This window comes from Streptomyces sp. SN-593, from assembly GCF_016756395.1.
Classification (GTDB): Bacteria; Actinomycetota; Actinomycetes; order Streptomycetales; family Streptomycetaceae; genus Actinacidiphila; species Actinacidiphila reveromycinica.
In genome coordinates, this window is record NZ_AP018365.1 from 6,792,466 (window position 1) to 6,813,766 (window position 21,301).

The 21,301-nt window shown below is 74.3% G+C and carries 21 protein-coding genes; 12 read left to right on the plus strand and 9 right to left on the minus strand.

Annotation, left to right across the window (positions count from 1 at the left end):
* Positions 1–39: 39 nt before the first annotated feature.
* A complete protein-coding gene (locus RVR_RS29060; protein ID WP_202236876.1) occupies positions 40–765 on the minus strand; it encodes a hypothetical protein in 726 nt (241 codons plus the stop codon).
* 226 nt (positions 766–991) lie between these two features.
* Between RVR_RS29060 and RVR_RS29065 the strand changes: the two genes are divergently transcribed.
* The 6 genes from RVR_RS29065 (at position 992) to RVR_RS29090 (ending at position 4,992) form a co-directional block, all read left to right on the plus strand.
* A complete protein-coding gene (locus RVR_RS29065) occupies positions 992–1,243 on the plus strand; it encodes a hypothetical protein (protein WP_202236877.1) in 252 nt (83 codons plus the stop codon).
* Positions 1,244–1,299: 56 nt separating this feature from the next.
* The gene (locus RVR_RS29070) at positions 1,300–1,620 is read left to right on the plus strand and encodes a helix-turn-helix domain-containing protein (protein WP_202239333.1); all 321 of its coding nucleotides are present in this window, start codon (positions 1,300–1,302) and stop codon (positions 1,618–1,620) included.
* An 83-nt stretch (positions 1,621–1,703) separates the two neighbouring features.
* A complete protein-coding gene (uraD, locus tag RVR_RS29075; RefSeq protein ID WP_202236878.1) occupies positions 1,704–2,207 on the plus strand; it encodes a 2-oxo-4-hydroxy-4-carboxy-5-ureidoimidazoline decarboxylase in 504 nt (167 codons plus the stop codon).
* On the plus strand, positions 2,204–2,641 hold the full coding sequence (uraH, locus tag RVR_RS29080) for a hydroxyisourate hydrolase (protein WP_202236879.1): 438 nt from the start codon (positions 2,204–2,206) through the stop codon (positions 2,639–2,641). The genes uraD and uraH overlap by 4 nt, the downstream gene beginning before the upstream one ends.
* A gap of 4 nt (positions 2,642–2,645) precedes the next feature.
* Entirely contained in the window at positions 2,646–3,554 is a 909-nt protein-coding gene (gene pucL, locus RVR_RS29085) for a factor-independent urate hydroxylase (protein WP_202236880.1), read from the plus strand.
* Positions 3,555–3,567: 13 nt separating this feature from the next.
* Complete coding sequence (locus tag RVR_RS29090; protein ID WP_202236881.1) at positions 3,568–4,992, plus strand: 8-oxoguanine deaminase; 1,425 nt, start codon at positions 3,568–3,570, stop codon at positions 4,990–4,992.
* 42 nt (positions 4,993–5,034) lie between these two features.
* On the opposite strand, the gene RVR_RS29095 is transcribed toward RVR_RS29090, so the two are convergent.
* From RVR_RS29095 to RVR_RS29105, 3 genes are all read right to left on the minus strand, one after another.
* The gene (locus RVR_RS29095; RefSeq protein ID WP_202239335.1) at positions 5,035–5,523 is read right to left on the minus strand and encodes a GNAT family N-acetyltransferase; all 489 of its coding nucleotides are present in this window, start codon (positions 5,521–5,523) and stop codon (positions 5,035–5,037) included.
* 13 nt (positions 5,524–5,536) lie between these two features.
* On the minus strand, positions 5,537–7,156 hold the full coding sequence (aceB, locus tag RVR_RS29100; protein WP_202236882.1) for a malate synthase A: 1,620 nt from the start codon (positions 7,154–7,156) through the stop codon (positions 5,537–5,539).
* Positions 7,157–7,391: 235 nt separating this feature from the next.
* Complete coding sequence (locus RVR_RS29105; protein ID WP_202236883.1) at positions 7,392–8,030, minus strand: nucleotidyltransferase family protein; 639 nt, start codon at positions 8,028–8,030, stop codon at positions 7,392–7,394.
* 127 nt (positions 8,031–8,157) lie between these two features.
* On the opposite strand from RVR_RS29105, the gene RVR_RS29110 reads away from it, so the two are divergent.
* Both RVR_RS29110 and RVR_RS29115 read left to right on the plus strand, forming a co-directional pair.
* A complete protein-coding gene (locus tag RVR_RS29110) occupies positions 8,158–10,341 on the plus strand; it encodes a protein kinase family protein (protein ID WP_202236884.1) in 2,184 nt (727 codons plus the stop codon).
* 88 nt (positions 10,342–10,429) lie between these two features.
* On the plus strand, positions 10,430–10,741 hold the full coding sequence (locus RVR_RS29115) for a DUF5955 family protein (protein ID WP_237405028.1): 312 nt from the start codon (positions 10,430–10,432) through the stop codon (positions 10,739–10,741).
* Positions 10,742–11,052: 311 nt separating this feature from the next.
* On the opposite strand, the gene RVR_RS29120 is transcribed toward RVR_RS29115, so the two are convergent.
* Positions 11,053–11,805, minus strand: coding sequence for an IclR family transcriptional regulator (locus RVR_RS29120; protein WP_202236885.1), 753 nt, complete (start codon positions 11,803–11,805; stop codon positions 11,053–11,055).
* A 192-nt stretch (positions 11,806–11,997) separates the two neighbouring features.
* Here RVR_RS29120 and allB point away from each other — a divergent pair, with 192 nt between their 5' ends.
* Positions 11,998–13,377: an allantoinase AllB gene (gene allB, locus RVR_RS29125; protein WP_202236886.1), complete on the plus strand. Its 1,380-nt coding sequence runs from the start codon at positions 11,998–12,000 to the stop codon at positions 13,375–13,377.
* 12 nt (positions 13,378–13,389) lie between these two features.
* Here allB and RVR_RS29130 read toward each other — a convergent pair whose 3' ends face one another.
* The 4 genes from RVR_RS29130 to RVR_RS29145 are packed head-to-tail and all read right to left on the minus strand — an operon-like array spanning position 13,390 to position 17,967.
* A complete protein-coding gene (locus RVR_RS29130) occupies positions 13,390–14,745 on the minus strand; it encodes a GH1 family beta-glucosidase (protein ID WP_202236887.1) in 1,356 nt (451 codons plus the stop codon).
* Between the two features lie 20 nt (positions 14,746–14,765).
* On the minus strand, positions 14,766–15,635 hold the full coding sequence (locus RVR_RS29135) for a carbohydrate ABC transporter permease (RefSeq protein ID WP_202236888.1): 870 nt from the start codon (positions 15,633–15,635) through the stop codon (positions 14,766–14,768).
* The gene (locus RVR_RS29140; RefSeq protein ID WP_202236889.1) at positions 15,628–16,632 is read right to left on the minus strand and encodes a carbohydrate ABC transporter permease; all 1,005 of its coding nucleotides are present in this window, start codon (positions 16,630–16,632) and stop codon (positions 15,628–15,630) included. The genes RVR_RS29135 and RVR_RS29140 overlap by 8 nt, the downstream gene beginning before the upstream one ends.
* A 15-nt stretch (positions 16,633–16,647) precedes the next feature.
* Positions 16,648–17,967: an ABC transporter substrate-binding protein gene (locus RVR_RS29145; protein WP_202236890.1), complete on the minus strand. Its 1,320-nt coding sequence runs from the start codon at positions 17,965–17,967 to the stop codon at positions 16,648–16,650.
* Positions 17,968–18,114: 147 nt separating this feature from the next.
* On the opposite strand from RVR_RS29145, the gene RVR_RS29150 reads away from it, so the two are divergent.
* The 3 genes from RVR_RS29150 (at position 18,115) to RVR_RS29160 (ending at position 21,278) form a co-directional block, all read left to right on the plus strand.
* Entirely contained in the window at positions 18,115–19,485 is a 1,371-nt protein-coding gene (locus RVR_RS29150) for an ROK family transcriptional regulator (protein WP_202236891.1), read from the plus strand.
* A gap of 93 nt (positions 19,486–19,578) precedes the next feature.
* Positions 19,579–20,394 carry an AIM24 family protein gene (locus RVR_RS29155; protein WP_202236892.1) on the plus strand — a complete coding sequence of 272 codons (816 nt, stop codon included), beginning with the start codon at positions 19,579–19,581 and terminating at the stop codon, positions 20,392–20,394.
* A 260-nt stretch (positions 20,395–20,654) separates the two neighbouring features.
* Positions 20,655–21,278: a bifunctional 4-hydroxy-2-oxoglutarate aldolase/2-dehydro-3-deoxy-phosphogluconate aldolase gene (locus tag RVR_RS29160; protein WP_202239339.1), complete on the plus strand. Its 624-nt coding sequence runs from the start codon at positions 20,655–20,657 to the stop codon at positions 21,276–21,278.
* Positions 21,279–21,301: the final 23 nt, after the last annotated feature.

A 21,301-nucleotide genomic window follows, 5' to 3' on the forward strand; every position in this document is an offset into this window, starting at 1 on the left:
TCGGCGCCGACCGTGCGGGGAGCGGGTGCCGCGCCGCGCTCAGCACCGCCGGGCGAGCCGGTCGGCGGCCTCGTTGACCGGCTGCGGCGTGCCCGTCAGGTCCAGGACGAACAGCGGCACCGCGAGCTGGTCGGCCCGCAGCCGCGCGTCGTGGGCGTACCCGGCCAGTGAGAAGAACGCGCCGGTGGCGTCCTCGTTGAGGCAGTTGAGCCACAGGCACTCGACGTCCCGCAGCGGGGTGGGCAGCGTGGTCGGGTCCACCTGGGCGACCAGGTCGTCCCCGCGCAGGTCGATGCCGCTGGCGGTACGGTCGCCGGCCAGCCGGACGTTCCCGAAGCCGAGCCACTTCAGGTAGTGGGCGGCGGCGCTCAGCGCGTCCCGGGCGGTGCGGATCGTGACCGGGCGGAACGGCGGCCGGCGGGTGGGTGGAGGCGGGACCTGCCCGGCCGGCTCGGGCGCCCCCTCGTGGGGCGCCGGCGCCGTGGCCCGCCCCGGCTCGGCCGCGCCGCCCGCGACCGGCAGCCGTACCAGCGCGCCGCACACGCAGTCGAACTCCGGCTGCGGCCACTGGTCCGAGCGCCCGCACTCCGGGCAGCGCAGCCGGACCCAGGAGTCGTCCCAGGAGCGGTGCAGCACCTGCACGGGCTGGCCGCCGGGCAGGACCGCAGCGGCGAGCGGGTTGCCGCAGGCGCACGGAAACGTCGGGGCGGTGTAGCCGCGCTCCCGCCCGCAGGCGGGGCAGCGCACCGGCACGCTCTCAGCCATCGCTCGCAACTCCCGTCCGGCCCCGGCGGTTTCGGGCCGGGGCGTCGTGCACCCATAGTGCAGGAACTCGGCGCCGGTGTGACCGTTCCGCCGCAAGCAGTGAGCGTATGGAGTATCCGGGGCGGCGCCGTGCGCGTACCGGCCGGCTCCGGCGGGGTTAAGGTCGCCTGCGGGCCGCCTCCGCGGTGGAGGGCCCGCGAAGCCGCAAGTCACCGTGGGGGCAGTCGTGAGAATGAGGCTGGAGTTCACCACCGAGCCGTTCGACCTCCAGGAGCCGCCCGCGCACGCGATGGAGGCGCGCGAGGTGCTGCGGGACGGGACGCTGGAGGCCGTCGACGTCGGCCCGTTCGGCAACAGCGCCGAGGGCGACCTGGAGGCGGTGATCGCGGCGGTCGGCGAGCTGCTGCGGCGCACCACGGCGGTCGGCGCCACCCGCGTCTCGCTCCAGGTCAGCGTGCTGGGCGAGGAGGCGCGGTGAGCGACCAGGAGCGCAGGTCCGCCTTCGTCGCCGCGGTGCGGCCCCTGGTGGACGCGATGGGCGGGCGGGTGCTGCCGCCGGGCGAGGCGGAGGGCGACGACGTGGTGCTGAGCTGGGAGGGCGAGCCGGCCGTCGCCGTGCGCCTGCCGCACCTGGCCGACTCCCTCGACCACCTGCTCGCCGACCTCCGGCGCCGGCACGGCCCGCTCCACGAACTGGGCCGCAGGGAGAAGCAGGCCGTGGTCCGGGTCCTGGAGGAGCGCGGCGCGTTCGTGCTGCGGCACGGGGTGGAGACCGTGGCGTCGGCCCTGGGGGTCAGCCGCTTCACCGTCTACAACTACCTGAACAGGGAGAACGCGGCCCGCGAGGTGAAGTGAGCGCACGGCGGCGGCCGTTCGCGGAGCCCGGAGTTTTCAACAAACTGTTGACGCCCGCGCGCGGCGGCTCGTAGCTTGCGGGGGTGACATCCAGCGCTTCGCCGGGCCTGGCCCGGTTCAACGCGGCCGACGGGCGTGCCGCCGCCGAGCTGCTGCACGACGTGTGCGCCAGCCGGGTGTGGGGCGCGGCGGTCGCGGCCGGGCGGCCGTACCACCGGCTGGCGGACCTGCTCGCGGCGAGCGACGCGGCGATGGCGGCGCTGACCGCCGCCGACCTGCGCGAGGCGGTCTCCGGCCACCCGCCGATCGGCCGCCCCACCCCGGGCGACCCGACGTCGGCACGCGAGCAGCGCGGGGTCGGCGACGCCGAGCGGGACGAACTCCTCCGGCTGAACCTCGCCTACCAGGAGGCGCACGGCCACGTCTTCCTGATCTGCGCCACCGGCCGTACCGGCGCCCAGATGCTGGCCGCGCTGAAGGAGCGGATCGGCAACAGCGCGGCCGACGAGCGCGAGATCGTCCGGGCCGAGCTGGGAAGGATCAACCGGATCAGGCTGGCCCGCCGCACCGAGGAGGACCCCGCATGACGGCAGCGCCGCAGGACCCGCGGCCCCGGACCGACCAGGAACAGGCCGCCCCCGTGCGCGCCGTCTCGGTGTCCACCCACGTCCTCGACACCGGCGCCGGGCATCCGGCGGCCGGCGTCGGCGTCGAACTGGCGGTCAGGACCGGGCCCGACGCGCCCTGGCAGGAGCACGGCGCGTCGGCCACCGACGCGGACGGCCGGTGCCGGGACCTGCCCGCGCTGCCCCGGCACGCCACGCAGGCGCGGCTCCGCTTCGCCGTGGAGCCCTACCTCGGCCGGCAGGCCGGGTCCCGGCCGGGGGCGCGGCAGGACGACCCCCGCGGCGGCGTGTTCTTCCCCGAGGTGGCGACCGTGTTCACGGTCGTGCCCGGCGAGCACTACCACGTCCCCCTGCTCCTCAGCCCGTTCGGCTACTCCGTATACCGAGGGAGCTAGCACCATGACCGCGCACACCAGTCCCGCCCGCGTCGCCCGGCTCGGGCAGAACCAGTACGGCAAGGCCGAGGTCCGGGTGGTCCGGGTGGTACGCGACGGCGCGACCCACCACCTGAAGGACCTCAACGTGTCGGTGTCGCTGTCCGGCGCGATGGACGACGTCCACCTGTCCGGCTCCAACGCCAACGTGCTGACCACCGACGCCACCAAGAACACCGTCTACGCCTTCGCGCAGAAGCACGGCGTGCAGTCCGCGGAGGCGTTCGCGATCCACCTGGCCCGGCACTTCGTCACCCGCCAGGAGGCGATCCACCGCGCCCGCGTCCGCGTCGAGGAGTACGCCTGGGACCGGATCGGACCCCGGGAGGGCGGCCACTCCTTCGTCCGCGACGCCCGCGAGACCCGCACCACCGAGGTCGGCTACGACGGCACGCGCTGGCAGGTGGTCTCCGGGCTGAAGGACCTGGTGGTGCTCAACTCGACCGACTCCGAGTTCTGGGGCTTCGCCAGGGACGAGTACACCACCCTGGAGGAGACCCGCGACCGCATCCTCGCCACCGAGGTCGCCGCACGCTGGCGGTTCGCCTGGAACAGCGACGACCAGTCGCCGCCCGCCTGGGAGGAGGAGTACGCGCGCGTCCGCGGCCACCTGCTGGACGCCTTCGCCGGGACCTACTCCTTCTCCCTCCAGCAGACCCTCTACGCCATGGGCGCCCGCGTCATCGAGCAGACCCCCGGTGTGGACGAGATACGCCTGTCGCTGCCGAACCGGCACCACTTCCTGGTCGACCTCGCACCGTTCGGCCTGGAGAACGACAACGAGGTGTACTACGCCGCCGACCGCCCGTACGGCCTCATCGAGGGCACGGTGCTGCGGGAGGGCGCCGAGGCCGCGATCCCGGTGACGGACTGAGAGGGCGGACGGCATGGCAGAGCAGACCCCTACCGGCGCGGCACCGGACGGCGGGCGGCCGGGGGGACCCGGCCCGCGCACCGTGATCGAGAACTGCGCCGTCGCCACCGTGGACGCCGCCGGCACCGAGTACGCCACCGGGCACGTGGTGGTGGCCGGCCGCACCATCGAGGCGGTCGGCGCGGGGCCCGCGCCCGCCGGCCTCGCGGACGTCGTCCGCCGGATCGACGGCACCGGGCACCTGGCCACCCCCGGCCTGGTCAACACCCACCACCACTTCTACCAGTGGCTCACCCGCGGCCTGGCCCAGGACAGCAACCTCTTCGACTGGCTGGTCGAGCTGTACCCGACCTGGGCCCGGATCGACGAGACCATGGTGCACGCCGCCGCGTCGGGGTCACTGGCGATGATGGTCCGCGGCGGGGTCACCACCGCCATGGACCACCACTACGTCTTCCCGCGCGGCACCGGCGACCTGCTCGGCGCCGAGATCCGGGCCGCCGCCGAGGTCGGCGTGCGCTTCACCGCCGCCCGCGGCTCGATGGACCGCGGGAAGTCCGACGGCGGGCTGCCGCCGGACTTCGCGGTGGAGGGCCTGGAGGAGGCGCTGCTGGCCACCGAGGCCGCGATCGACACCCACCACGACGCCTCCTTCGGCTCGATGCTCCAGATCGCCGCCGCGCCCTGCTCGCCCTTCTCCGTGTCCACCGCACTGATGCGGGAGGCGGCGGAGCTGGCCCGCCGCAAGGGGGTGCGGCTGCACACCCACGGCAGCGAGACCGTGGAGGAGGAGAAGTTCTGCCACGAGCTGTTCGGGATGGGCCCGACGGACTACTTCGAGTCCACCGGCTGGCTGGGCGACGACGTGTGGATGGCGCACTGCGTGCACATGAACGACGCCGACGTCGCCGCCTTCGCCCGTACCGGCACCGGTGTCGCGCACTGCCCGTCCTCCAACGCCCGCCTGGCCGCGGGGATCGCGCGCGTGCCGGAGATGCTCGCCGCCGGCGTCCCGGTCGGCCTCGGGGTGGACGGCACCGCCTCCAACGAGTCCGGCGAACTGCACACCGAGCTGCGCAACGCGCTGCTGATCAACCGGCTGCGCGGAGGCGAGAAGGCGCTCACCGCCCGGCAGGCGCTGCGCCTGGGCACGTACGGCGGCGCCCGCGTGCTGGGCCGCGAGGCGGAGATCGGCTCCCTGGAGCCGGGCAAGCTCGCGGACCTGGTGCTGTGGAAGCTCGACGGGATCGGGCACGCGTCGATCGCCGACCCGGTCGCGGCGCTGGTCCTGGGCGCCGCGGCGCCGGTCACCCTGTCGCTGGTGGGCGGGACCGCCGTGGTGGAGGACGGCCGCCTCACCCGCGTCGACGAGGAGGGGATCGCGCGCCTCACCCGCGACGAGGCCCGCCGCCTCGCCCGGATCGCGGGCCTGACCTGAGCCGCCCGGCCCGCGGCACTCCGGCTCGCGCCGCCCCGGCGCCTACAGCCGCCGGTACATGACGTGCAGCCCCACGTAGCCCAGCCGCGGGTGCCGGAAGCCCTCCGGCACGGTGCCGATCACCTCGAAGCCCAGCGACCGGTAGAGCCGCACCGCGGGGGTGTTGGACGCGACCACCGCGTTGAACTGCATCCCGCGGTAGCCGGCCGCGCCCGCCCAGCGCAGCGCCTCCTCGCACAGCGCCCGCCCCACGCCCCGCCCGGCGTGCCCGGGGTCCACCATGAAGCTCGCGCTGGCGACGTGGGCCGCGTTGCCCATCTGGTTGGGGTTCATCTTCGCAGTCCCCAGGACGGCGCCGGAGGAGTCGGCGGCCACGACGGTGCGGCCGGGCGGCGCCAGCATCCAAGCGGTGCGCGCCGACTCCTCGGGGATGTCCACCGGGTAGCCGAACGTCTCGCCCTCGGCGCAGATCCGGTGCAGGAACGGCCAGATCAGCGGCCAGTCCGCGGCCTTCGCGTCGCGTACCCGCAGGTCCGTCACCTGCTCACCCCGCCAGCCGCTGGTAGGCGGGCAGGGTGAGGAAGTCGACGTAGTCCGTGTCGAGGGCGGTGCGGATCAGCAGGTCGTGCGCCTCGGCCCACTTCCCGGCGGCGAAGGCGTCCTCGCCGATCTCGTCCCGGATCGCGAGGAGTTCGTCGGCGGCGACCTGGCGGGCCAGCTCCGCGGTGGCCTTCTCGCCGCCCTCGAAGACGATCCCGGCGTGGGTCCACTGCCAGATCTGCGAGCGGGAGATCTCCGCGGTGGCCGCGTCCTCCATCAGGTTGAAGATCGCCACCGCGCCGGAGCCGCGCAGCCACGCCTCGATGTAGCGGATGCCGACCTGCACCGCGTTGCGCAGGCCCTCGTAGGTGGGGCGGGCGTCGAGCGAGGCGATGTCGATCAGCTCGGCGGCGGTGACGTGCACGTCCTCACGCAGCCGGTCCTTCTGGTGCGGGCGGTCGCCGAGCACCGCGTCGAAGGAGGCGCGGGCGATCGGCACCAGGTCGGGGTGGGCCACCCAGGAGCCGTCGAAGCCGTCGGCGGCCTCGCGGTCCTTGTCCGCCTTGACCTTCGCGAAGGCCACCGTGTTGACCTCGGGGTCGCGCCGGGAGGGGATGAAGGCCGCCATGCCGCCGATCGCGTGCGCGCCGCGCTTGTGGCAGGTGCGCACCAGCAGTTCGGTGTAGGCGCGCATGAACGGCGCCGTCATCGTCACCGCGTTGCGGTCCGGCAGCACGAACCGCTCGCCGCCGTCCCGGAAGTTCTTCACGATCGAGAACAGGTAGTCCCAGCGGCCCGCGTTGAGCCCGGAGGCGTGCTCGCGCAGCTCGTAGAGGATCTCCTCCATCTCGTACGCGGCGGTGATCGTCTCGATCAGCACGGTGGCGCGGATCGTGCCGCGCGGGATGCCGGTGTACTCCTGGGCGAAGACGAACACCTCGTTCCACAGCCGGGCCTCCAGGTGCGACTCGGTCTTCGGCAGGTAGAAGTACGGTCCCTTGCCGAGGTCGATCAGCCGCCGGGCGTTGTGGAAGAAGTACAGGCCGAAGTCGACGAGGCCGCCGGCGACCGGCTCGCCGTCGACGGTCAGGTGCCGCTCGTCGAGGTGCCAGCCGCGCGGGCGCACCACCACGGTGGCCAGCTCGGCCGCGTCCTTGAGGGCGTAGCTCTTGCCCTCGGGCGAGGTGAAGTCGATCCGCCGCTCGTAGGCGTCGATCAGGTTGACCTGGCCGGTGACGACGTTGTGCCAGGTGGGGGCCGAGGCGTCCTCGAAGTCGGCGAGCCAGATCCGGGCGCCGGAGTTGAGCGCGTTGACCGTCATCTTGCGGTCGGTCGGCCCGGTGATCTCCACCCGGCGGTCCTGCAACGCGGCCGGGGCGTCCGCCACCCGCCAGTCGCCGTCGCGCACGTGCGCGGTCTCCGGCAGGAAGTCGAGGGCGGCGGTGCGGGCGATCTCGGCGCGGCGCTCCTTGCGCAGCGCGAGCAGCTCGTCGCGGCGGGCGGCGAAGCGGCGGTGGAGCGCGGCGAGGAAGGTGAGCGCCTCGGGGGTCAGCACCTCCTCCGAGCGGGGTACGGGTCCGGCGGCCGCGGAGACGACGGCCGGGGACGGCGCGCTTGCTGACATGGGGGTCACTCCTCCGTAGGGCAGGGGCGGCACGGGGTGCCGGGACGCGCCGCGGCGCGCTCGCTTCTGCACAGTGGAGCATAGTTTTCGCTGTGCGGAAGTTCAACGTTTTGTGGCACGGCGTACGGGGGACGCACCGGGCGGCGGGGCGGCGGGGCGGACAGGTACGGGAGACGGGCGGGAGAGGCCGGGCCGGGAGACCGGCACGGCCCGGACGCGGCGCCGGGTCCGCCGCTCAACCGAGGAGGCGCAGGTCGTCCGGAGTGTCGATGTCGGCGGGGTCGCCGACGTCCCCGCACTCCACGAGCACGGTCTGCCCGGCGTGCTCGCGCAGGTACGTCCGCGCCCCGCGGTCGCCGCCCGCGCTTCCCGCCACCCCCGCCCAGCGGCTCGCGCCGAACAGCACCGGGTGCGCCCGGCGCCCCCCGTACACCGCCGACACCAGCGCGGACGGCAGGTCGTCGGCCGCCCGGGCCGCCGCGACCACCCGCGCCACGGCCGCGCCCGGAATCCCCGGCTGGTCCACCAGCGCGACCACCGCCGCGGCCGGCCCCTCCTCCCGCGCCGCCGCCCGCTCCCTCGCCGCGGCGGCCAGCGAGGCGAGCCCCGCGCGCAGCGAGGAGCCCATCCCGTCGGACCAGTGCGGGTTGTCCACCAGCACGCAGCCGGCCAGGTCGGCGCGCTCGCGCACCTCGTCCGCCGCCGCGCCCAGCACCACGTGCACCGGGCCGCAGCCGCCCGCCCGCAGCACCGCGACCGCGTGCTCCACCAGCGGCCGGCCCCGGTGGCCCAGCAGCGCCTTGGGACGGCCGCCGAGCCGCCGCCCCCCGCCGGCCGCCAGCAGCAGCCCGGCCACCTCGCCGTGTGAGTCCATCCGTCCTGCATACCGCGCGTGTCACGGCAGTGGAACAGGGCGCCGTCGGCGCGGCGTGTTCCGGTATCGTCTGGCCCTGTTGCGGGTGGGGCGGTTGCCAGGCGAGAGACGGGGACTGGGGGGACTGATGGGGCCAGCGCACAGCGGTCCGGACTTCGGTCAGGACCTCGGGCCGGACGTCCGCGGACCGGTCTTCGCTCCGCTCCTCGACGACGACCCGGCGGCCGTCTCGGGGCACCGGATCAGCGCGCGCCTCGGCGCGGACGGACCGGGCGCCGCCGGCGTCACCTACCTCGCGTACGACCCGGGCGGGCAGCCCGTCGCGCTCACCGTGATCAGGCCCGGCCTCACCGCCGCCGACGGCTTCGCCGCCCGCTTCCACCACGACGCGCAGGCCGCGGCCCGGGTGCCCGGTCCCCGCGCGGTGCCGGTGGTCGGCAGCGGGCGCGAGGGGGACCGGTACTGGATCGCCTCCGGCTACGTGCCGTCGCTCTCGCTGCGCGCGGCGGTGGAGGTCGCCGGGCCGCTGCCCACCGGGGTGGTGCTCCGGCTGGTCGCCGCGCTCGCCGAAGGGCTCCAGGCGATGCACCACGCGGGGGTGGTGCACGGCGGACTGCGCCCCGCGCACGTGCTGCTCGCGGGCGACGGCCCCCGGGTGAAGGGACACGGGCTGGCCTGGGTCGCGGAGGCGGCGGGCCCCGGGACCGCCGCCGGTGAGGCGGCCGCGGGTGGGGCGTCTGCCGCGGGTGGAGCCGAGGACGCGGGCGGTGACGCGGCGGCCGGGACGGGGACGGGGGCCGGCGCGGACGGCGCACCGGGGGCCGGAACCGTGGGAGCCGCCGATGCCGGCGGCGCCGCGGCGGACGCCGGTGAGGAGTCCGGAGCGGCGCCCGGAGCGGCGTCCGGAGGGGAGCCCGGCACGGACGCGGTCGGCGAGGCGACCGCCTTCCGCTCGCCCGAGCAGGCCGCGGGCAAGCCGGCCCGGCCCGCCACCGACGTCTTCGCGCTCGGGCAGATAGCGGCGTACGCCTCGATCGGCGCCGCGCCCTTCGGCGACGGCTCCCGGGTGCAGCACGCGGAGCCCGATCTCAACGAACTCCCGGGCCAGTTGCGGGAGATCGTCACCCGCTGCCTCATCAAGGACCCCGCGCTGCGGCCCTCCCTGGCCCAGATCACCACGATGTGCGCGCAGGCCGCGCCCGAGTCCCGCCCGGTCTCCTGGCTGCCGGCACCCCTCCTCGCCGCGATCCTCCCGGCGATACCCCCGCCGCACTTCGCCCCGCCCCGGGCCGCGCCGCCGTCCCCGGCCGCGCCCGCGGCGCCGCCCCGCCCGCCGGAGCCCGCGCGGCCGCCCGCGCCCGACGCCGGGCCCGACGCCCGGCCCGAAGGCGCTGCCCCGGCGCCCGCCGGCCCGCCGCCGCAGGACGCGCCCGCGCCGGCCGCGGCGGCCCCCGCGCAGCTCCACGCACCCGCGCCGCCCGCCCCGGCGGCCCCCGCGCCGCCGTCCGCCGCGCCGCACGGCGGCTACCTGTGGCACCCCCAGCAATGGCCGCGCGCCCCCTACGTCCATGTGCCGCTGCCCCTGCCGCGCAGGCGGCGCAAGGCGGTCGGCGTGGTGGCCGCCGTCGCCGGGGTCGCGGTCGTGGCCACCGCCGCGGTCGCGCTCTCCTCCAGCAGCGGCAACCGTTCGGCCGTAGGCGCCCGGCCGCCGGAGGCCGGGGCGCCGCAGCAGTCGCCCTCGGGGTCGGCGCCCTCCCGGCAGACACCCGCGCCGGGGCAGTCCGCACCGACGGCCCCCTCGCCCACGTCACCGCCGCCGGGCGGCGACGCCACCGGGTCGCCGCCCGGGGCCGCCCTGGTCTACCAGCAGATGGAGCTGCCCGCCGGTGACGGGCTGTCACTGCGCACCGACCCGCCGGCCGTCGGCTCCGGCACCAACAGCGGCGACTTCGGGCTCACCGGGGACGCCTCCGCGTTCACCGTGGACCGCACCCGCGACACCCTCGCCGTGGTCGGCCCGGACAGCCCGATGACCGTCGACACCTGCCGGTCGGCGGTCGCGGCCGGGGTGGACGCCGTCGACGCCGCCTCGCTCGGCGAGGGCTCCCGGCTGTGCGTGCGGTCCGTCGACGGCACGCTGACCGCGCTGGTGACGTTCCGTCAGCTTCCGCTGCGTCAGGTCCCGCACGCCGCCGCGGTGTTCGACGTCACGGTGTGGCACGAGGTGGGCGAGCGCTCCGCGCCGGGCACCGGAATCAGCGCGAATTTCGACAACGGAGTGGCGCGACGGTGGTCGGTTCGCGTTAACTGATCCGCCCCGGGGCGCGCCGGCGCACCGCCGCGTCCGGGTGCGGTACCGACGCGAGGGTGGGTCATACGTGGTGGTGGGGGAGACACGCGTGCTCGACGACGGGCGCGGCGGCACGGTCGGCGGCGGGCCGGGTACCGGACTGGCGGACGCGGTGGACCGTATGCGCCGGGAACTGGCCGCCTACCGGCGGGCGCTGCCGGACCGGTCGGTCGCCGAGGACGGGCTCGGCGCGCTGGCCCGCGCGGCCGCCGCGGACCGGGCGCCCGATCCGGCGGACTCCGAGCGGATGCGCCACTCCTTACTTCTCGTGGTGGCCGCGGTCGGCTCGGTGAGCGCGCTCACCGCTCCGCTCGACGCGCTGCGCGAGGCCGTCGAGACGCTCGCCCCGCCCTGCCCCTGAGCGCGGGGGCGCCCTCGCCCGTTGCCCGCTGCCCGCCGCCCGTTCGGCCGTGGACCGTTGGACGGCCCCTTGCCGGCCGGTGGCGGCCCCGCGCGTACCTGGCCGGTCGGGGGCCGCGCCCGCTGACGCCGGCTCGGGCGGCCGCTCTCGTGGCCGTGCCCGCCGGGTTCGGGCGGCCCGTGCCCGCTGCCGCGTCCCGGCCTCGCCCACGCCCGGCGCGCCGCTGACGCCGGGAGATTGTCTCCAGCCCCCGGTGGCCCCAGCTCCTCGCGCCCGCACGCCCGCACGCCCGCACGCCCGCTGACGGCGGCTCAGGTGGTCAGGGCCCGCGCCAACCGCCGTGCCACGTCGTGCAGGACCGGCACGATCCTGTCGGTGGCCGCCTCGGTCACCCGCGCGGCCGGGCCGGAGATCGAGATGGCCGCGGCGGTCGGAGCGCCGGGCACGGCGACCGCGAGGCAGCGCACCCCGGCCTCCTGCTCGTTGTCGTCCACGGCGTAGCCGCGCTCCCGGACCCGTTCGAGCTCGGCCAGGAGGACGTCCGGGTCGGTGATGGTGTGCTCGGTCGCCGCCGGCATCCCGGTCCGGGCCAGCAGCGCCCGGGCCCGCTCCGGCGGGACCTGCGCCAGCAGCGCCTTGCCGACGCCCGTGGAGTGCGGCAGCACCCGCCGTCCGACCTCGGTGAACATCCGCATCGAGTGCCGCGAGGGCACCTGTGCGACGTACACCGCCTCGTCGCCGTCGAGCAGCGCCATGTTCGCGGTCTCGCCGGTCGTCTCGACGAGTTCGGCCAGGTGGGGGCGGGCCCAGGCGCCCAGCAGCCGGGAGGCGCTCTCGCCGAGCCGGATCAGCCGCGGGCCCAGGGCGTACCGCCGGTTCGGCTGCTGGCGGACGTAGCCGCAGTCCACCAGGGTGCGCATCAGGCGGTGGATCGTCGGCAGCGGCAGCCCGCTGCTGGCGGACAGCTCGCTCAGGCCGACCTCGCCGCCCGCGTCCGCCACCCGCTCCAGCAGGTCGAAGGCGCGTTCGAGCGACTGCACGCCTCCGGCGCGGTCAGCAGGCACGTGTGTTCCCCTCGTTCGTAGGCGGCCCTCGCGGCGGGCCGCCCGAAGGCCCGGCACCCCGGCACCCGCCGCCAGGACCCAGCGGAAGGGGGTTTTCGCTTGGTGGAATCCTACCGCTCTTGACGTCCCGCGGAACGCTCCCCACCATGGCCGTCAACAGAACGTTGAAGTCTTTCCGACGGCGGAGGTCGCATGGTGGAGCAGCAGGTGCTGCGTTCGAGGCGCGTGGTCACCCCCGAGGGGGAGCGCCCGGCGTCGGTGGTCTTCGCCGCCGGCACGATCACCGCGGTGCTGCCCCACGACGCGCCGCCGCCACCCGGCGCCCGGTGCACCGACCTCGGCGACGACGTGCTGCTGCCCGGGCTGGTCGACACCCACGTGCACGTCAACGACCCGGGCCGCGCGGAGTGGGAGGGTTTCGCCTCCGCCACCGCGGCCGCCGTGGCCGGCGGCGTCACCACGCTGGTGGACATGCCGCTCAACAGCGTGCCGCCGACCACCACCGCGGCCCACCTCGACGTCAAGCGCGCCGCCGCCCTCGGCCGGGTGCACACCGACACCGGCTTCTGGGGCGGCGCGGTGCCCGGCAACGGCGCCGACCTCAAGGCCCTGCACGACGCGGGCGTGTTCGGCTTCAAGTGCTTCCTGGTGCCCTCGGGCGTGGACGAGTTCCCGCACCTGGACCGGGAGCAACTTGCCTCCGCCATGGACGAGTTGGCGCGCTTCGACGGCCTGCTCATCGTGCACGCCGAGGACCCGCGACAGATCGACGGCGCTCCGCGGCCCGGTGGCCGCCGGTACGCCGACTTCCTCGCCTCCCGGCCGCCGGCCGCCGAGGACGACGCGATCACCGGGCTGATCGAACTGGCCGCCGAGCGCGGCACGCGGGTGCACGTCCTGCACCTGTCCGCCGCGAGCGCGGTCCCGCTGGTCGCCGCCGCCCGCCGGGAGGGGGTGCGGCTGACCGTCGAGACCTGCCCGCACTTCCTCACCCTCACCGCCGAGGAGGTCCCCGACGGCGCGACGGAGTTCAAGTGCTGTCCGCCGATCCGGGAGGCCGCCAACCAGGACGCGCTGTGGCAGGCGCTCGCCGACGGCGTCATCGACTGCGTGGTCTCCGACCACTCGCCCTCCACCGTCGACCTCAAGCACCGGGACACCGGGGACTTCGCCACCGCGTGGGGCGGCATCTCCTCGCTCCAGCTCGGCCTGCCCGCGGTGTGGACCGAGGCCCGCCGCCGCGGGCACACCCTCGCCGACGTGGCCGGCTGGATGTCGGCCGGCCCGGCGCGGCTGGCCGGCCTCGACGCGGTCAAGGGCGCGATCGCCCCCGGCCGCGACGCCGACTTCACCGTGCTGGACCCCGAGCGCACCTTCACCGTCGATCCGGCGAGGCTGCACCACCGCAACCCGATCACCGCGTACGCCGGACGCACCCTGCACGGCGTGGTCCGCGCCACCTACCTGCGCGGCACCCTCGTCGCCGCCCAGGCGGCCGGCGATCCGGGCCCGGCCCGGGCCGTGGACGCTCCCGCCGGCCGGCTCATCGAACGGCCGACCGGCGGGAGTTGACAGGCGGCGCGCTCAGGCCGCGCGGCGCCCCTTGCGGCGGTGGCCGGCAACGATGTCGGCGTAGCGCCGCCCGCTGCCCTTGACGGTCCGCTTCTGCGTGGCGTAGTCCACGTGCACCAGGCCGAAGCGCTTCTCGTAGCCGTACGCCCACTCGAAGTTGTCCATCAGCGACCAGGCGAAGTAGCCGGCCAGCGGCACCCCGCGCCGGACGGCACGGGCGCAGGCGGCCAGGTGGTCCTCCAGGAACGCCGCCCGCTCCGGGTCGTCCACCTGGCCGTCCGGGCCGACCACGTCACGGTAGGCGGAGCCGTTCTCGGTGACGAAGATCTTGCGGGGGCCGTACTCCTCCTTGAGCCGCAGCAGCAGCGACTCCAGGCCGCCCGGGTCCACCTCCCAGTCCATCGCGGTGCGCGGCACGCCCGGCCGGTAGGCCATCTTCGCCCGCGGCGCCGGGCCGGTCGGGTCGTCGGTGATGTACTGCGGGAAGTAGTAGTTCAGCCCCAGCCAGTCCAGCGGAGCCGCGATCAGCTCCATGTCGCCCTCCTTGACCGGGAGTTCGACGCCGTACACCTCCAGCATGTCCTGCGGGTAGCCGCGGCCGTGGATCGGGTCGAGCCACCAGCGGTTGGTGTGGCCGTCGGCCCGCCGCGCGGCGGCGACGTCCGCCTCGCGGTCGGTGGCCGGCAGGCACGGGCTGAGGTTGTTGACGATGCCGACCTGCAGGTCGCCGTGCGCCGCCCGCAGCGCCTGCACCGCGAGGCCGTGGCCGACGTGCAGGTGGTAGGACGTGCGGACCGCGGCGGTCAGGTCGGTCCACCCCGGCGCCATGGTGCCTTCGAGGTGGCCGATCCACGCCGAGCACAGCGGCTCGTTGAGCGTCGCCCAGTACTTGACGCGGTCGCCGAGCGCCTGCCCGACCACGGCCGCGTACTCGGCGAAGCGCTCGGCGGTCTCCCGCTCCGGCCAGCCGCCGCGGTCCTGCTGCGCCTGCGGCAGGTCCCAGTGGTAGAGCGTCGCGTTCGGGGTGATGCCCGCCTCCAGCAGGCCGTCCACCAGCCGGTCGTAGAAGGCCAGGCCGGCCCGGTTGACCGGACCGGCGCCCGCGGGCACGACCCGCGGCCACGCGACGGAGAAGCGGTAGGCGTCCAGACCGAGGGACTTCATCAGCCCCAGGTCCTCCTGCCAGCGGTGGTAGTGGTCGCAGGCGACGTCGCCGGTGTCGCCGCCCGCGACCTTGCCGGGGGTGTGGGAGAAGGTGTCCCAGATGGACGGGGCCCGGCCGTCCTCGTCCACCGCGCCCTCGACCTGGTAGGCGGCGGTGGCCGCGCCCCAGAGGAAATCCGCGGGAAGAGCGCTGAGGTCGTTCACGAGTTGCCTTTCGCTGGGGGTCACTTGACGGCGCCGGCGGTCAGCCCGGCCACCAAGTAACGCTGAAGAAGCAGGAATCCGGCGACCACGGGGACGCTCACCACGAGCGAGGCGGCCATGACCTGGTTCCAGTACACGTCGTTCTGCGTCGCGTACTCGCGCAGGCCCACGGCGAGCGTGCGGGTGCTCTCGTTGGTCATGACCGAGGCGAAGAGCACCTCGCCCCAGGCGGTCATGAACGCGTAGACGCACACCGCGACGATGCCCGGGATCGCGGCCGGCACCACGACCCGGAACAGGGCGCCCATCGGCCCGCAGCCGTCCACCTTCGCCGCCTCGTCCAGGTCCCGGGGGATCGAGTCGAAGTACCCGACGAGCATCCAGATGGAGAAGGGCAGGGAGAAGGTGAGGTAGGTGATGATCAGCCCGAGCCGGCTGCCGTTGAGCGTGATGCCGGTGTCGTTGCCGATGTTGACGAAGATCAGGTACAGCGGCAGCAGGAAGAGGATGCCGGGGAACATCTGGGTGGACAGCACCGTGACGGTGAACAGCCGGCGGCCCGCGAAGCGGTACCGGCTCACGCCGTACGACGCGAAGATCGCCACCGCGACCGACAGCAGCGTGGCGCTCACCGACACGATCAGCGAGTTCACGAAGTAGTGCGCCAGCGGGATGGTCTTCCAGATGTCGACGTACGGCTTGACCGTCACGTGCCGGGGAATCCACTGGAAGGAGCCCTGCACGTCCTGGAGACTCTTGAGCGAGGAGCTGAGTATCACGTAGACGGGCACGAGCACGAAGACCAGCAGCAGGGTCAGCACGATGCGCCGGGTCCAGACGAAGGACCGGGGCTGCGCCATCGGGGACCTCGGGACGGCGGCCCTAGGCATCGGCGTCACCTCGCTTCCGGGACGTGACGAGCAGGTAGACCGCCGTGACCAGCAGCAGGAACAGCAGCAGGAGGACCGACATCGCGGAGCCCTCGCCGAAGTTCCAGGTGATGAACGACGACTGGTAGATGTGGATCGAGATCAGGTCCGCCTGGTGCGGCGCGGCCGAACCGAACAGCACGTAGGGCGTGTTGAAGTCGTTGAAGGTCCACAGGAACAGCACCAGGACCAGGACCTGGTTGACCGGGCGCAGCGACGGGAGGGTGATCTTCCGGATCTGCTGCCAGACGCCGGCGCCGTCCATCGCGGCGGCCTCGTACAGCTCGCGCGGGATGTTCTGCAGGCCGGCCATCAGCGCCAGGAACGCGAACGGCCAGGACTTCCAGACCGAGACGATCACCAGGGCCCAGAAGCTGTTGCTGCCGATCAGCCAGAACGACTTGTCCGACGTCAGGTGGAGCTGGTCGTGCAGGACGTGGTTCACCAGGCCGGTGTTCTGCTGGAACATGAAGGTCCAGGTGATCACCGTCGCGTAGACCGGCAGGGCGTACGGCACCAGGAAGACGGCGCGCATCACGGCCCGGCCGCGGAAGCCCTCCTGCATCAGGATCGCGGCCGCGGTGCCGATCAGCCACGACAGGCCGACCGACAGCACCGTGAACTCCAGCGTCACCCAGAACGAGTGCAGCAGCGCCTGGCCGATCGGCTGGTGGATCTTGACCGCGATCTTGTAGTTGTCGAAGCCCGTCCAGGGGGCGGTGCTCCAGTTGCGGATGTAGAAGAGCGTCAGGCCCTTGAAGCTGATCAGGATGCCGAAGACCATCGGCACGATGTGGATCAGCAGCTCCAGCAGGACGGCGGGCAGCAGCAGGAGGTAGGGCAGGCCGCCTTGGCGCAGCCGTGCCGGGATGCGCGGCCGGAGCCGGCCCCGGCCAGCGGGCTTGCCGCTGTCGGGACCGGCCTCGGAGGCGTTCTCGAGGGGGGCGGTGGCAGTCATGGGGAGAGCCGATCCTTAGGACGCGGGCATCTGCGACTGCGCCTTTTCCAGCGCGGCCTTGACGGAGGCGGTCGTGACGGACTTGCCACTGGCCGCGTCGGCGAACAGGTCCTTGACGGCGGCGCCGACCGTGGTCTCGAACTGGCTCTCGTTGGGCACCTGCGGCAGCGGCGCGGCCGACTTGGACAGCACGCTCGCGAGGGTCTTCAGGTCGGGCGTCTGGAACGCCGGGTCGCTCTGCGCCTCGGTGACCGGCGGCAGGGTGCCGTAGGTGGAGTTGAGGAGCTTCTGCTCCGGGGTGCTGGTCATGAACTTCACGAACTTCAGCGCCGCGGACTGGTGCTTGGTGCTCTTGAAGACCGCGATGTTGATGCCGGCCACCATGGAGGTGACACCCGCGTCGCCGGTCGCGCCGGCGGTCTGGGTCGGCACCGGCACCACGCCGTACTGGTCCTGCGACATCCCGTGCGACTTGATGGACGCGGCGGCGGACTGCCACATCATCATCGCCGCCTTGCCGGTGGCGAAGTCGGTGATGGTCTGGTTCTGGTCGTACTCCGCGTCGCCCTTGGCGGCCTCGCCGCTGGCGACGAAGTCGACGTACTGCTTGACGGCGGCCACGTTGGCGTCGCCGGTGAAGGTCGGCTTGCCGGAGGAGTCGAACCAGTCCGCGCCGCGCTGCTTGGCGAGCACGAACGCGTGGTGGATGTTCTCGGCGCCGTTGCTGCCCTCGACGGCTATGCCGTGCACGTCGCCCTTGGTCAGCTTCTTGGCGTCGGCGTTGAGCTCGTCCCAGGTCGTCGGCGGCTGGAGGCCGGCGTCGGCGAACATCTTCTTGTTGTAGTACAGGCCGTAGGACTCGGAGTACAGCGGCACCGCGGCCGGGTCCTGGCCGGCCGCGCCCGAGGCGGCGATGGCCGAGGCGGCGAAGCGGTCCTTGCCGCCGATGGCGGTGAAGTTGGCGCTGTCGAAGGGCAGCAGGGCGCCGGTGGCCTGGAGGGAGGCCGACCAGGTGTTGCCGATGTTCAGGACGTCGGGGCCCTGGCCGGAAGTGGTCGCCGCGAGGATGCGGTTGAGCAGGTCGGCCCAGCCGATCACCTCCAGCTTGACCTTGATGCCGGTCTGCTGCTCGAACTTCTTGAGTTCGGGGGTGAGCACCTGCTTGTCGTTGCCGAGGCTGGTGCCCTGGTTGCTCGCCCAGTACGTGAGCGTGACGCCCTTGTCGCTGCCGCTCGTGCCGCTGCTGTCGTCGCTCGAACCGCCGCCGCACGCGGCGGCGGTGAGGCCGAGCGCGGCCACGAGGGCGGTGGCCGCGAAGACTCTGTTGGTGCGCATAGGGGTTCCCTCTCAGGGTGGGTCCGCTTCAGGAAGTGAACAGCGCCTGTGCCTTAATTCAGGCCGTGATTTAACTTGTGAGAAAAGGTGGCGTCAAGACCCTGTGCAGCGATAGGTTCCAGCGGGGCGGAGCGGGAGGGAGACCAGATGGCTGAGCGGGCCAAGCGCACGGTGCGTGACCTGCGGCGCGGCAACCGTGCCTCGCTTCTGCGTCATTTGTATTTCGAAGGGCCCCTCAGCCGGCAGGAGCTCGGCCGGGACACCGGTCTGAGCGCCGGCTCGATCAGCAACGTCGTTGGAGAGTTGATCGCGGACGGCATGGTCGAGGAGGCCGGCGCGGTCGAGTCCGACGGCGGGCGCCCGCGCATCCTGCTCCAGGTCGCCCCCGGCTACGGCTACGTGGTCGGCGTGGACGTCGGCGAGACCCGGGTGCGGGTCGAGCTGTTCGACCTCGCGCTGACCGAACGGGCCTCCGCGGACCTGCCGTTGTCCGACAGCGGGCACGACGTGGACCTGGTGGTGCGGCTCGCGCTGGAGGGCATCGGGTCCGTGGTGCGCGAGGCCGGGATCGACGACCGCGAGGTGCTGGGCGTCGGCATCGGCGTGCCCGGGATCGTGGAGCAGGGCGACCCGCGGGACGTGGTGCCCGGCGCCGGCGACGGGATCGTGGTGCACGGCCAGACCATCGGCTGGGACGCGGTGCCGCTGGGGCGGCTGCTGCGGGCCGGCACCGACCTGCCGCTGTTCATCGACAACGGCGCCAAGACGCTGGGCCAGGCCGAGATGTGGTTCGGCGGCGGCCGCGGCGCGCGCAACGTGGTGATCGCGCTGATCGGCTCCGGTGTCGGCGCCTGCGTGGTCGCCGACGGGAGCCCGTACCGCGGTGAGAGCAGCAGCGCGGGGGAGTGGGGGCACACCACGCTGCGGGTCGGCGGCCGGACCTGCCGGTGCGGCTCGCGCGGCTGCCTGGAGGCGTACGTCGGCGCGGAGGCGCTGCTGGGGCGGTGGCCGGACGCTCCGCGCGGGGTCAGCGAGGAGAACGCGCTCGCCGCGCTGCTGGCCGCGGCCGACCACGACCCGCAGGTGGCGGAGCTGCTCGCCGAGGCCGCGGAGTACCTGGGCGCGGGCATCGCCGACCTGATCAACCTCTTCAACCCGCAGCGGATCGTGATCGGCGGCTGGGCCGGGCTGCTGCTCGGCCCCCGGCTGCTGCCGGCGGTGCGCGAGGTGGCCGCCGCGTACGCGCTGCGCCACCCCTGCGCGCAGACCTCGATCGAGCTGGGCCGGCTCGGCGCGGACGCGGTCACCGTGGGCGCGGCGACGCTGCCGCTGGCCCGCTTCCTGGACACCGGCGGCGAGCGGCCGGTGCGGCTGCCGGCGCCGGGCGGGGAGGGCGGCGGGCCGCACGCGCCGGGCGGGCCGGCGGACGACCGGGGGCGCCCGCCGGGCCGCGGGTCACGGTCCGGTGCCGCTCCCGGTGATCCGGTGCGGAACCGAACCGCACGGGCGGTACGTTGACAGGTGGGTGAGCGGCGCGCCGCCGTGTCGCGGAACGTCGCGTTCGCACCCTTTCGTCACGTTCTGCCGAGCATGCCCCCCAGGAGCCCGTCCATGACCCTTCGACAGCAGATCGTCGGCAACGCCATGCAGATGGCCGTCTGTAGCCTCGACCCCGGTCAGACCGTGTACTGCGAGGCGGGCAAGTTCCTGTTCAAGACCGCCAACGTCGGCATGGAGACCCGGCTCGGCGGCCCCGGCAACACCGCCCGGCAGGGCCCCGGCGCGCAGGGCGGCGGCATGGGCGGGATGCTGCGCCAGGCGATGGGCACCGCGATGCAGGTCGGCCAGCGCGCGCTGGCCGGCGAGTCGCTGGCCTTCCAGTACTTCACCGCCGCCGGCGGCGAGGGCACCGTCGGCTTCGCCGGGGTGCTCCCCGGCGAGATGCGCGCCCTGGAACTGAACGGCTCGCGCGCCTGGTTCGCGGAGAAGGACGCCTTCGTCGCGGCGGAGGAGAGCGTGCGCTTCGGCATCGCCTTCGCCGGCGGCCGGCAGGGCATGAGCGGCGGAGAGGGCTTCATCCTGGAGAAGTTCACCGGCACCGGCACCGTGATCATCGCCGGCGCGGGCAACTTCATCGACCTCAACCCGGCCGACTTCGGCGGCCGGATCGAGGTGGACACCGGCTGCATCGTCGCCTTCGAGGAGGGCATCCAGTACGGCGTGCAGCGCATCGGCGGGCTCAACCGCCAGGGCATCATGAACGCCGTGTTCGGCGGCGAGGGGCTGTCGCTGGCCACCCTGGAGGGCAACGGGCAGGTCATCCTCCAGTCCATGACGATCGAGGGGCTGGCCAACGCGCTGAAGAAGGCGCAGGGCGGGGACAAGCAGGGGCCCACCGGGGGCCTGTTCTCCACCCACGCCGGCTGAACCCGGCGCTCCCCGGCGCCGCCGAGCACCCCCCGCCGCCACCCGGTCCGCCCGCCGCGGACCGGGCTCCGGCGGCGGTGTCCGGCGCCTTGACCGCCCCGCACCGCGGGTCTCATGCTCCTCTCATGTCACGGTGCGGTGACAGCTCGCCCGCCGGGGTCCAACGCCCTGCCTCCCGGCGGGTAGCGTCTGATCACGTGCATCCCGCAGTGCCGCACGATCCGCGCGTGGCACCCGCGCAGGAAGGTGGACCGACTGCCGTGTACCGCTGGGAGATCACCCGGGCCGCACTGGCCCAGCGGGTATTCGCCACGATCCGCAGCGAGAGCTACGACCAGGCCGCCGCCACCGCGGACACCCTGCTGTCCGCCGGCCTGACCACGTTGGAGATCTCCCTCACCACGCCGTTCGCGCTGGAGGCGGTGACCACCCTGGTCCGCGAGGTCGGCGACGACGCCGTCATCGGCGCGGGCACGGTGCTCGACGAGGTCTCCGCGCGGATGGCGATCGAGGCGGGGGCGCGCTTCCTGCTGTCGCCCAACCTCGACGAGGCGGTGCTGCGCACCGGGCACCGCTACGGGGTGCCGGTCTTCCCCGGGGTGGCCACGCCCACCGAGGCGGTGCGCGCGATGGAGTTGGGCGCCGACGCGCTGACCCTCTACCCGGCCACCGCGTACACCCCGGACTGGGTGGGGGACGTGCGCGCGATCATCCCGCAGGCAGCGCTGCTGCCGATCGGCGGGGTCACCGTCAGCGCGGCGCCCGACTGGGTCGCCGCCGGCGCGGTCGCGGTCGGCATGGGCTCCGCCCTCACCGACGGCGACCGTGCCACGGTCACCAAGCGGCTCACCGAACTGCTGGAGCGGCTCGCCGACACGGCGTGAGCCGTGACGGCGGGCGTGCGGCT